This window comes from Sphingomonas sp. Leaf32 (assembly GCF_001421765.1).
In the GTDB taxonomy this organism is placed as follows: domain Bacteria; phylum Pseudomonadota; class Alphaproteobacteria; order Sphingomonadales; family Sphingomonadaceae; genus Sphingomonas.
This window is the reverse complement of the sequence record NZ_LMLA01000013.1, coordinates 14742-26895: the sequence shown is the minus strand read 5'-3', so window position 1 is coordinate 26895 and position 12154 is coordinate 14742. Positions and strand designations below refer to the sequence as shown.

At 66.1% G+C, this 12154-nt stretch carries 9 protein-coding genes and 1 pseudogene; 7 read left to right on the top strand and 3 right to left on the bottom strand.

What is annotated here, in order from left to right; genetic code table 11:
* Positions 1–22 precede the first annotated feature (22 nt).
* The 7 genes and pseudogenes from ASE83_RS16835 to ASE83_RS16810 all read left to right on the top strand — a co-directional run bounded on the left by ASE83_RS16835 (position 23) and on the right by ASE83_RS16810 (position 7391).
* Positions 23–790 carry a glutaredoxin family protein gene (locus ASE83_RS16835; protein ID WP_055793121.1) on the top strand — a complete coding sequence of 256 codons (768 nt, stop codon included), beginning with the start codon at positions 23–25 and terminating at the stop codon, positions 788–790.
* 173 nt (positions 791–963) lie between these two features.
* Complete coding sequence (locus tag ASE83_RS16830; RefSeq protein ID WP_055793117.1) at positions 964–2913, top strand: beta-N-acetylhexosaminidase family protein; 1950 nt, start codon at positions 964–966, stop codon at positions 2911–2913.
* 66 nt (positions 2914–2979) lie between these two features.
* Entirely contained in the window at positions 2980–4209 is a 1230-nt protein-coding gene (locus ASE83_RS16825; RefSeq protein WP_055793115.1) for a glycoside hydrolase family 5 protein, read from the top strand.
* 50 nt (positions 4210–4259) lie between these two features.
* Positions 4260–5681 (top strand): annotated as a pseudogene (locus tag ASE83_RS16820) (GH39 family glycosyl hydrolase); the annotation flags it as partial.
* Between the two features lie 232 nt (positions 5682–5913).
* A complete protein-coding gene (locus ASE83_RS18720; protein WP_443024329.1) occupies positions 5914–6036 on the top strand; it encodes a hypothetical protein in 123 nt (40 codons plus the stop codon).
* Positions 6005–6715, top strand: a complete 711-nt coding sequence (locus ASE83_RS16815) for a sigma-70 family RNA polymerase sigma factor (protein ID WP_082443098.1) — start codon at positions 6005–6007, stop codon at positions 6713–6715. Before ASE83_RS18720 ends, ASE83_RS16815 begins: the two co-directional genes overlap by 32 nt.
* Complete coding sequence (locus ASE83_RS16810) at positions 6705–7391, top strand: anti-sigma factor (RefSeq protein WP_055793110.1); 687 nt, start codon at positions 6705–6707, stop codon at positions 7389–7391. The genes ASE83_RS16815 and ASE83_RS16810 overlap by 11 nt, the downstream gene beginning before the upstream one ends.
* A gap of 87 nt (positions 7392–7478) precedes the next feature.
* Here the strand turns inward: ASE83_RS16810 and ASE83_RS16805 are convergent, their stop codons facing one another.
* From ASE83_RS16805 to ASE83_RS16795, 3 genes are all read right to left on the bottom strand, one after another.
* Entirely contained in the window at positions 7479–8423 is a 945-nt protein-coding gene (locus ASE83_RS16805) for a glycerophosphodiester phosphodiesterase family protein (protein ID WP_055793107.1), read from the bottom strand.
* Positions 8417–10909 carry a TonB-dependent receptor gene (locus ASE83_RS16800; RefSeq protein ID WP_055793104.1) on the bottom strand — a complete coding sequence of 831 codons (2493 nt, stop codon included), beginning with the start codon at positions 10907–10909 and terminating at the stop codon, positions 8417–8419. The genes ASE83_RS16805 and ASE83_RS16800 overlap by 7 nt, the downstream gene beginning before the upstream one ends.
* Positions 10910–10982: 73 nt before the next feature.
* Complete coding sequence (locus tag ASE83_RS16795) at positions 10983–12125, bottom strand: ROK family transcriptional regulator (protein WP_235513031.1); 1143 nt, start codon at positions 12123–12125, stop codon at positions 10983–10985.
* Between the last annotated feature and the right edge of the window lie 29 nt (positions 12126–12154).

The following is a 12154-nucleotide window of genomic DNA, read 5'->3' as shown; positions in this document are numbered from 1 at the left end:
GCGAACAAGCTGGAGAAGCGACATGGCGAGCGCCCCCGCCAAACAGGCGACGATCTACCGGATGGTGATGCCGAACCATATGTGCCCCTATGGCCTGAAGGCGAAGGACCTCCTCCGCCGGGAGGGCTATGCGGTCGACGACCGCTGGCTGACGACCCGAGAGGAAACCGACGCTTTCAAGGCGAAGCATGGCGTCAGGACGACTCCACAGACCTTCATCGCGGGCGAGCGGGTCGGCGGCTATGACGATCTCCGCCGCTTCCTCGGCAGGAAGGTCCGCGATCCGAAGGCCGTGACCTATCGACCGGTGATCGCCGTCTTTGCGATGACCGCGCTCATGGCGCTCGCCGCCAGCTACGCCGTGCTCGGCACGCCCTTCACGGTGCGCGCCGGGGAATGGTTCGTCGCCTTCTCGATGTGCGTGCTCGCGATGCTCAAGCTCCAGAATGTCGAGAGCTTTTCGTCGATGTTCCTCAACTATGACCTGCTCGCCAGGCGCTGGGTGCCCTATTCGTACCTCTACCCCTATGCGGAAGGGGCGGCGGGCGTGCTGATGGCGGCGGGCGCGCTGACGTGGCTATCGGCGCCGGTCGCGCTCGTCATCGGCTCGATCGGTGCGGTGTCGGTGATGAAGGCCGTCTATGTCGACAAACGCGACCTGAAATGCGCCTGCGTCGGCGGCGACAGCAACGTGCCGCTGGGCTTCCTGTCGCTGACCGAGAATCTGTTGATGGTGGCGATGGCGATCTGGATGGTCGCGGTCGCGCCCCTGCTTTCGATCGCGCACTGAGCTGGCGCGAAGTGATCGAACGGTTCGCGATGACGCGAATGGACGCAGGACAAGTCGCCGTAAAATATCGGTTCTTCCAAACCATCGGCGCTGCGGGCACGATGCAGGCGCTTGCCGCCCGTCCGTAAACAATCCATTCATTGGCGAAACGACCCTTTTACGGCGAGAACCCCATGACGCGACGTTCCGGCAACCCGGCCATTCTGCCCTCGCTGATGACGGCAGCCAGTTTCCTCGGCATCGCAACGACGGCCGCCGCCGAGCCGGTGACGCTTCCCGCCCTGGTCCCCGCGCCCGTCTCGCTCGAAGCGACCGGTGGCGCTATCGCGCTTGGTCGCTCGGTGGTCGTGGTCGAGGCACCAGGCACCGATCCCGACACTGCCGCCCTCGTCCGTCAGATCCTCACATCCGCCGGCGTCGACACCATCGCGACGGCCAACCGCGTGCCGGCCACCGTCGACCGCCTCCACATCGTCCTCGGGGTCGGCAATACCGGCGAGGTGCGGGCGGCGCTCGCGCGGAGCGGCGCGAGCGTTCCGGACCGGGCCGAGGGCTATACCATCGCCAGCACGGTGGCGGGCGACAGCGGCATCGTGACATTGGCGGGGCATGATGCCGACGGCCTGTTCCACGCCCTGCAGACGTTCCGGCAACTGGCGATGCGCGGCACCATTCCGGCGATGGTCGTCACGGACCATCCCGCGATGCCCATCCGCGGCACGATCGAGGGATTCTACGGCAAGCCCTGGACGATGGCGGATCGTACCAGCCACCTGAACTTCCTCGCGACGGTCAAGGCCAATACCTATGTCTACTCGCCCAAGGACGATCCCTATGCGCGGGATCGCTGGCGCGAAGCCTATCCGGCGGCAACCCTGAACGCGTTGCGCACGCTCGCCGCCACCGCGCGGCGCAACCATATCGACTTCGTCTATGCCATTTCGCCCGGCCCTTCGGTCTGCTTTTCCGACCCCGCCGACGCCCGGACGCTGGAGCAGAAGTTCGATGCGCTGCGCGGGATCGGCATCACGAGCTTCTATGTGGCACTCGACGACATCGAATATGCCAAGTGGAATTGTGAGCGGGACAAGGCGACGTTCGGTCCGTCGGGACCACAGGCCGCCGGTGTCGCGCAGGCCCGGTTCCTGAACGGCGTGCAGGCGTATCTTACCGCGAAACTGCCGGCCGCGCGACCGCTCATCATGGTCCCGACAGAATATTACGATGCAAAGGACAGCCCGTACAAGGCGGCGCTGCGCAAGGACCTCGACCCGCGGATCGTGGTGCAATGGACCGGCACCGATGTCGTGCCGCCCGCGATCTCGATCCCCGATGCGAAGGCCGCGACCAAGGCGTTCGGCCGCAAGACGCTGTTGTGGGACAATTATCCGGTCAATGACTATGCCCAGACGACCGGACGGCTGCTGCTGGCCCCCTATGTGCGGCGGGAAGCAGGTCTGGCGGGCGAACTGACCGGCATCCTGTCGAACCCGATGAACCAGGAAGCGCCCAGCCGCGTGGCAGTGGCCGGGGTCGCCGCCTTTGCGTGGAACGACAAGGGCTATGACGCGGAAGCCACCTGGATCGCCTCCGCGCGCGACTTGGCCGGCGGCGACGAACGCGCCACGCGGGCGCTGCTGACCTTCTTCGATACGCAGCACATGGCGCCAACCTTCGGGACCCAGCCGTGGCAGGAACAGGCGCCCCGGCTCCGGATGCTGTTCGATCACGTTCGCGACGCCATCGCCAATGGTGACGCGGCCGCGCGCGAACGCGCGATCGCCGATCTGGCCGAGCGGGCGGACGACCTGGCGAACGCCCCGGACATCATTCGCGCCGGCACGATCGACCCCGCCTTCGCCGCGCAGTCGCGTCCTTGGCTGGATGCGATGCAGCTATGGGGTCGGGCGTTGCAACTGACCGCTGCCGGCCTCCACGCCGCCGATCGGGGTAGCGCCACCGCGCCCCGCTATTTCGCCGATGCGCGGGAGATCGCCGGCAAGGCGGCGGCGATCCCCTCGATACCGGGTGCCACCCGGTTCGATGGGCCGATCAAGATCGCCGACGGGGTGCTCGACCGGTTCATCGCCGATGCGCCGACCCTGTTCGTGATCCGGCGATAGGCCGGCCAACGTCTCAGACCGCACTTTCAACGAAAATATAAACCTCAGGACAGGATGACCCGACCCATGCAAAATCTTTCGGCCTCCGCGCGCGCGGGGCGCAATGTCGCCCTGTCCGCCCTTGCGATCGGGCTCGTCGTCAACTGTTCCGGGGCGGGCAGCGCGTCGGGAACCGTATCGGCCGCACCAACCCCGGCCCCGACGGCGACCGCGACACCCACGCCGTCACCATCCCCGACGCTGACGGCGACCCAGTTCGCGGCACAGATGGCGCCGGGCTGGAACCTCGGCAACACGCTGGAGGCGATCGGCACCGCTCCTGCCCCGGCCACGACCTCGCAGGAAACGGCATGGGGCAATCCGGCGGCGTCGCAGGCGCTGCTGAACGCCGTCGCGGCAGCGGGTTTCAAGAGCATTCGCGTGCCGGTGTCGTGGAAGCAATATGCCGACGCCAACGACCGGATCGGATCGGCGTGGTTCGACCGCGTGGCGCAGGTGGTCGACCAGGCGCGACAGGCCGGGCTGGTCGTCATCATCAACGTCCATTGGGACGGTGGCTGGCTGCAACCGACTTATGCCGATCAGGGGGTCGCCAATGCGCGGCTCAAGACCTTCTGGACACAGATCGCGACCCGGTTTCGCGACTATGACGATCACCTGTTGTTCGCCGGCACCAACGAAGTGATGGTCAAGGACAACTACAACGCGCCGACGGCCGAACATTGCGCCGTGCAGAACGGCTTCAACAAGGTCTTCGTCGATGCCGTTCGTGCGACCGGCGGCGGCAATGCGAACCGCTATCTGATCGTACAGGGGTTCAACACCAACATCGATCACACCATCGCGTGCAATTCGACGCTCCCGACCGACAGCGTTGTCGGGCGGATGATGATGGAGGTGCATTATTACGACCCCTATGATTTCGCGCTGAACGAGAAGAGCACGATCTGGCAATGGGGCGCAGGCGCGACGGACCCGAAGGCGGCGCAGGCGTGGGCGAACGAACAATATGTCGATGCCACGTTCCAGAAGGTGAAAGTGGCGTTCGGCGACCGCGGGATACCCGTGATCCTCGGCGAATATGGCGCGATCGCCAAGACGGAATATGACCCGACCGGCAAATATCGCACCGAATGGGATCGCTACGTCACCCGGTCGGCGGTGCAGCACGGCATGGTCCCGATCTACTGGGACAATGGCCCGACCGGCAATCACACCCTCGGCCTGTTCGATCGCGCCACCGGGCGCGTGGTCCATTCGGATATCGTCCAGGCGATCGTGGGTGCCGCGAAGTGAAGGCAGCGTCGATCGGGAAATGCCTGCGGACCGCATCGCTCGCGTCGACGATGGCCCTCGGCGTCATCCTGTCGCCCGCAGGCATCGCACCGGCGGTGGCGCAACGCGCGACGGTGCGTGAGATCGCCATCGACATGCACGGCGAAACCAGACCGCGCGATCGCATGGCGCAACTGTCGATCGGGTCCGATTTTCCCGGCACGCTGATCCGCGAGGACAGTTTGGCGCAACTGGCGACGGTGCAGAAGGAACTGCGGTTCCGGTACATCCGGTTCCATCACGTCTTCGCCGACGAACTGGGGACCTACCGCGAGATCAATGGCAAGCCGGTCTATGACTGGACGCGGCTCGATCGTCTCTACGACCGGTTGCTCGGCATGGGGCTGAAGCCGTTCGTCGAACTGGGGTTCACGCCCGATGCGATGAAGCAGTCGAACCAGACCATCTTCTACTGGAAGGGCAACACGTCGCACCCGCAACCGGAGAAATGGACGGCACTGGTCGACGCATTCGTCCGGCATCTGATCGCCCGCTACGGCCGGCAGGAGGTCCGCAGCTGGTATTTCGAATTCTGGAACGAGCCGAATCTGGCCGGATTCTGGGAAAAGGGCGATCAGCAGGCCTATTTCGACTATTACGGACGCACCGCGCGCACGATCAAGGCGATCGACCCCGCCCTGCGCGTCGGCGGACCATCGACCGCCGGCGCTGACTGGGTGCCGGAGTTCCTGCGCCATGTGGAGCGGGAGAAGCTGCCGATCGATTTCGTCACCACCCATACCTATGGCGTGGAGGGCGGCTTCCTCGACGAAAAGGGCGAAGGCGACAACAAGCTGTCGCGCAATCCCGATGCCATCGTGCAGGACGTCCGCAAAGTGCGTGGGCAGATCGATGCCACGCGCTATGCCGGTCTGCCGCTGTTCTTCACCGAATGGAGTACCAGCTACAATCCGCGCGATCCGATCCACGACGACTATCTGGGCGCGGCCTATATCCTGTCGAAGCTGCGCCGTACCGAAGGGTTGGCGCAGGGCATGAGCTACTGGACCTACAGCGATCTGTTCGAAGAGCCGGGACCGCAAGGCAAACCGTTCGAGGGCGGGTTCGGGCTGATGAACCCGCAGGGCATTCGCAAGGCGTCGTGGTTCGCCTACAAATATCTGGCGGAACTAGGCGACCGCGAACTCCGCACCACGGACGAGGCGAGCATCGCGACGCTGAAGGGCAACGCGCTGAAGGTGCTGGCGTGGCGCGACGTGCTGCCCGAACAACCGTCAAGCAACCGCCCCTTCTTCACGAAGATCCGGCCGCCCGCCGACACCACGCCGCTGGCGCTCAAGGTCAGCGGATTGAAGCCGGGACGGTACAGCCTGCATATCCGGCTGACCGGTTTTGATCGCAACGATGCCTATACGACCTATCTTCGGATGGGTCGCCCCTCGACCTTGACACCGGCCCAACTGGACAAGCTGCAATCGCTGACGACCGATACACCAGCCGTCACGCAGGTACAGGTGGGGCGGGACGGCATTGCCCGTACGCAGATACCCATGCGCGAGAATGACGTGGTGATGGTCGAGCTTAATCCGTCGTAGGACTAATCGACATTCAGCTACACCCGGTGTCGTTCCTGATCGCCGCCTCCAGCCTCTCCGTCACCCCGGACTTGTTCCGGGGTCCACGGCGCAGCAATCGGGGGCATATGTGACCCGCACGGTGCTGGTAGATGGCGAGCGTATCCGGTCATGCCTCGCGCTGGCGGTGAAGTATGATGGCCGGCACGTGACGACGATCGATGGGCCGGCGGACGGCGACGCGGTCCCTTGATCGACACCCAGTATCGCCTGATCGGGCGGTTAGAGGGCGGCGTGGCAACGTCATTCGGGAACGGCGGCAGGTTGCGCGCGATCCGTCGTTCTACTACCCCGTCGCCGTGGAGAAGAGCGCAACCGATCCCTACGATGCCCGCCTCGCGATCTGCGAGCTGCTGGCGCGCGTCGGCCGGGAGGATCGCGAGGCGCTTGGCCAGCTCTACCGCCTGACATCGGCGTCGCTGTTCGGCATCTGCCTGCGGATCTGCCGGGAACGCAGTGCCGCCGAAGATGTGCTGCACGAAGTGTTCAATCTGATCTGGAAACGCGCGGACGGCTTCGTCCCGGGAAAAGCCCATCCGATGTCGTGGCTCGGCACGATCGCGCGCAACCGATCGATCGACTGGGTTCGTTCCTATAGCGCCCGCATGACGCGTCCCATCGAAGACGCCAGCGAGGTTCAGGACGACCGCATCGACCAATATGCGCAAATGGCCCGTTCGGAGGAAGCGCAGCGATTGCACGATTGCCTCGACGCACTGGACGCTAGACACCGCGACGCCATTCGGACCGCGTTCTTCAACGGCCTGACCTACGCGCAACTCGCCAGTGCCAAGGGTGTCCCGGAACCGACGGTACGCAGTTGGGCGCGTCGTGGATTGCTCAGCCTGAAGGGGTGCGTCGGTGACGACTGAACCCGACATGCTTGCAGGCGAATTCGCGCTTGGCCTTCTGGACGGCCAGGAGCGCGCGGAAGCGCTTCGCCGTACGCTGGCCGATCCCGCCTTTGCGCGCGAAGTGGAATGGTGGCGGACGCAGTTCGCCGAACTTCTCGCGGAATATCCCCCCGTCGCCGCACCTGCGGGCTTGATTGACGACATCGGCTTGCCGGCGGCCCTGCCGAACCGTCGCCTTGGCAGGATGTTGATCCCGTTGACGATCGTAGCTGCGGCCGCTGCCGCCGTGCTCGTCGTCATGCTTCCCGCCCCCGTCAGCACGCCGCCGGTAACGACACCGCCAGCCGCGCGTCCCGAGCGGGAGGTCCTGGTCGCCGCGCTTGCCCCGGCCACCGGTGCCGGACCGTCGATTGCCGCCATGATCGATCGCGAAGCGGGAAGCATCCGGATCGCGTCGACGACGATCGCCCCCGTCGGCAAGGTCGCGGAGCTGTGGCTTATCGAGAACGGTGCACCACGGTCGCTCGGCCTGTTGTCGACCGGTGCCGCGACGCGCCTGACCCTGCCGGCAGCTAGGCGGAACGGGTTACGGCCCGGTGCGGTACTGGCCATCTCGATCGAGCCGGCCGGCGGTTCTCCCCTGTCCACGCCCACCGGACCCGTCGTCGCCACCGGACCGCTTTCGATTGCATAGCGGTCAGGCATGTCGGGGCTGCCAACCAGCCCCCGATCGCTGATCCGCAGTCGCAGGAGTGCCATAGCGACACTCCCGCGTTTCCCATCACTTCGCCGTGCCGGCGCTCCGCTTCCGCCGCCAGTCGAGCAGGGCCTCGACCGCATCGGTCTGGATCAGGCGCACGCCGCTGTCGGCAAGGCGTCCCCACACCGCGTCGGGATCGCGCGCAGCCGCCGCGTCGCCGCCCAGATCGGTGACGAAGCCTTCGAACAGCGTATTGACCCACACCGCCATGCCAGCCCGCCGCGCCGCCGCTACGCTGGCCGGCAGTGTCGCCAGCGGCAGTCGGGGCAGTTCGACCGCGATCGGGCGGCGCCCCCCGCCGGCCTGCCGCGCGATGATCGCGGGCACGTCGCCCGCCTGCGGTGCAGCGGTGATCGGGATGATCGCGAACGGCACCCGGTCATAGGGAGCCATCGACGCCAGCGGGGAGGAACCCATCCCGGCAAAGGTCTTGACGATCACCCGGTCGACCGCGCCCGCTCGCACGACGGCATCGACCACCTCGCCATAGATCGCGTCCTTCACGTCGAGGTTCAGGACGATCCGGCCCTTCGCCAGCGCCAGCAGTTCGTCCAGCGTCGGCACGCGTTCATCGGTCAGCGTCGCGCCGGCCCCGCCCAGATCGTCGCGCAGCCGCAACGCGCGGATCTGGGCGAGCGTCAGGTCGGCGACCCGCCCCGTGCCGTCGGTCGTGCGGTCGACGCTATCGTCATGCACCATGACCAGATAGCCGTCGCGGGTGCGCCGGACGTCGGTTTCCATCACCTCCACACCCATCGCAACACAGCGCAGCAGCGCCGCCCGTGAATTTTCAGGCGTCGTGCCCAGCTTCCGTGCCGGCGCGGCGGCATGGCAGCCGCGATGCGCGATCGCGATGATCCCGCCCTTGGGATCGCCGATACGGCGCATCGTATCGGCCGGGGCCGCCTGTGCCGCCGAAGCGACGACACAGGCGGCAAGCGCGGCGAGCAGCGGCCGGATCACCATTTGCGGCTCACGATCAGGCGGAAGTTGCGCCCGAACAGCGGCCGGCCGAAGATCGCGGTCGGCACGCCCTGTCCGAACCGGTCGCCCGCCGTATTCCCCTCGGTAAAGCCATGTGCGTTGGTGATGTTGTCGCCGACGACCTGCACCTGCCAGTCGCCGCTGCTGACCGTGCCGCCCAGGCCGAACGCGCCATAGGCGGGCAGCGCGGTACTGTTGAAGAAGTCGGTATAGCGACGGCCGACATAGTCGTAGCGGCCATAGACGCTGACCGCCGCCGCGCCGACATCGAGGTCGACGGTCGGACGCACGTTCAGGAACAGCTTCGGTTCGCGGATGATCTGCTTGCCGCTCGCCCGGCTGCCATCCGCGCCGGTGTTGCTGCTGAAGTTCAGGTAGCGCGGGTTCTGGAACGTGACCGACCCGGCGAGCGAGAAGGGTCCGGCGACGCGCAACTGCCCATCGGCCTCCATCCCCCTGGTCTCGGCGGTGCCGATGAAGTTCGTCACCTGGTCCGCGCGGCCCGTCGCCGGGTTGAACGCGGCGAAGCTGGCATTGAGCGGATCGAACTTCGTGTAGAAGCCCGTGACGTAGAGGTACGACCGCCCGGCGGCGAACTTGACGCCCGCTTCATACAGCTTGGCCTTGGTCGATACGATCGCGGCGACTGGATAATTCAGCGTGATGGTGGTGTTGGGCGGCACCTCCAGCTGCGACGCGCGGATGTAGGCGCCGATATTGCCGGTCGCGTCGTAATTGGCGCCGATCGTCCAGTTGGTCGCCTGCTGCTTCAGCTTGAGCGTGCCGATCGCGCCGGTGAACCCGCGCGTACTGTTGTCGGCCAGCGTCGTCGGATCGCCCAGATTATAGTTGGCCGACAACCGCCCGAACCCGTCATAGCTGTACCATTCGTGCCGCAGCCCGGCATCGATGCGCAGCCGGTCGGTCAAGTCCCATGTATCGGTGCCGTACAGCGCGAAGAGTTGCCCATCGGCCGCGCCCCCGCCCAGCGTCGCCGCCTCGGCCAGCGCGCCCTTGTCGGTGACGAAGCCCAGCACGTTGCCGGCGGCGTCATAGGCGGCAAGGTCCAGCGTGCGCGGACGCGACTTCACCTCGACCAGCAGGTTCTGATAGGCGTTGAATGTCTTCTGGCCCCAGAAGGACGTATAGACCCCGGCGCGCAGATCGTGGGACCCGAACCCGGTTTCCAGCTTGCGCGTGACCGACAGGTCGCCCTGCGTCGAATGGAAATCATTCTCGATCGACCGATATTGCGCCTGCATCACCAGCCCGGAATCGGCGGCGGGGTTGTAGGCGGTCGCGCCGTTGGTGCCGGCGATGCTGTAGCCCAGCCGGCTGACATTCGCGCCGAACGCGGTCGTCGCCGCCGCGCGGAAATTATTGGCGAAGGTCGTCGCATCGGCCGGGTTCGACGTCGAATAGAAGGCGTCGAAATGCAGCTTGCCCTGCGTCACGCCGCCCTTGGCCGACACGTGCCAGTCGCCGAAGTCACCTTCGTAATTCAGCGTGACATTGCCGAACCGCAGATGCCGGCCGTTGGCCAGGTCGCCGCGCTGGTTCTGGATCACGCCTGCGCCGTCGCGATACTTGATGTTCACCTGGCGCAGCGACGGGCTGTTCAACGTGCCGGTGAAATAGTCGATATATTTGTCGAGGCTGACCGACGGATCGCGCGGATCGGCGGTCGGGATCGACAGGTAGAACAGGTTGTGGTCGTCGGTATACTGGCCCGACAGCTTCACGAAGCCGTTGGCCAGGTCGTGGCGGATATTGGCGCGGATCTGTCCGCCGCGATCCGACGGGAAGCCCGAATTGCGATAGCCGTCATGGTGGCGCAGGAAGCCGCCGACCGCATAATAGGTATCGTCCGACACCGGCCCGGCCTGATAGGCATCCAGTCGATAAAGCCCGGTATCGCCCAGCGTCAGCTGCGCCTTGCCCCGCGTCGTCGCGGTGCCGGTGACGGTGATGACGTTGGCGATCGCCGCCGCGGTGCTGGCATAGATCGGCGCCGGTCCGCCGCGCACGACCTCGATCCGGTCGGTCATCAGGTCGAGGCGGTTCATGCCGTCGCCCTGGTTGAAGAAATAGCCGTCCAGCTCTTGAAACAGCGGCAGGCCGTCCTGCTGATAATAGAGGAACCCGCGATCGGTCGGGATGCCGCGCACGCGGGTGATGTTCTGCACCTCACCCCCGGTCGCCTCGGCATGGATGCCGGGCAACGTGCCGATCAGGTCGGTCGTGCTCTTGGGCGCCAATTTCTGGATTTCGGCCTGGCTCAGCGAATTGACGGCATAGGACACGTCGAACCGGCGCTGCTGGCGCGCCGATCCGGTGACGATGATGTCCGATGCCGGCGCGTCCTCGGTCGACTCGTTCGTCGTGGTCGTGGCGGTCTGCGCAGCGGCCGGATGGATACAGGCGAGCAGCGCGCATAGCGCCACGCCGCCCAGAAAATTGGTCTGCATTGGTAAGCCCCCAGTAAGTCGATGGCGGCCCGCTTGGCGGTTCTGCGTGACAGTTTTATTTGCTTACACGCAATTAAATCGTCGATGGTTGCGTGGTAATCGCGTGGATCGGGATCATCGCCGCGCCGATCACCACCGCCTTGCTGCCGATCGGGGACGCGAGGACGGGCGGCAGGATCGCACGGTATCGGTCGTCGCGGTGACGGCCGATCTCGTCGAGGCCGGCTGCGATGGTCCTGAGCAGCCGGAGCGGCAGCGCCCCCGACAGGATGATCGCGCCGGGGTCGAGCCAGACGATGCCGCTCAATACCGCCTGTTCCAGTTGTTCGATGACCCGCCGGGTCCAGCGGTCGATCAGCGGGCGATGCATGTCCATCAGCGCGTCGATCTCCGCCAGCGACGTGACGTCGACCCCCGCCTCGCGCAGCGTGCGCAGCAGGTCGATGCCCGATGGTCGCTCGCCATGACCGGGAAACAGCCGGCCGACCTCGCCGGCATTGCCATGTTCGCCCAGGAACAGATCGCGTTCGGCGATCAGCCCGCCGCCGATGCCATGCCCCAGGAACAGCGTCAGCACCGACCGATAGCGACCGATGATCCCGTCCTGATAATATTCGGCCAGCGCCGCGACGCTCGCGTCGTTTTCGATCCAGACCGGCATACCCAGCGCATCGCCGATGATGTCGGCCAGCGGCACGTCGTCCCATCCCGCTACCCGGTCGACCACCGCGCGGCGGTTGCGGTCACCGGGGAGCGCATAGCCCGGCACCGCCACGCCCAGTCCCAGGAACTTGCCCCGCATGAAACCGTGCGACGCCGCCAGCGCCTGCAATCGCGCCTCCACCGCACGGGCGAAGACGCGCGGGTCGGGGCTGTCGAACGGCGTGGTGTCGTGGACCAGCGGCCGGCCCCGAAAATCGACGAGCACTAGTTCCAGCCAGCCGGGATGCGGCGTCGCGCCGATCGCCCACCCGCCCCGCCCCGATACCGTCAGCGGTACGGTCGGACGACCGCGTGCCGCCGCTCCGGCGGTATCCATCTCTTCGATCAGGTCCAGCGCGAGCAGGGTCTGCGTCAGCCGCGTGACCGTCGCGCCGTTCATCCCCAGCGACTGCGCAAGCCGGATACGCGGAGCGGCCCCCTCGATCCGCAATTGCATCAACAGCCGGCGTTGCGGTTCGCTCAGCGGGATCGGCGGGCGGTTCGGGCGGGTCATGGTGCGAGGGGTATAGTTGCAGCATGTCA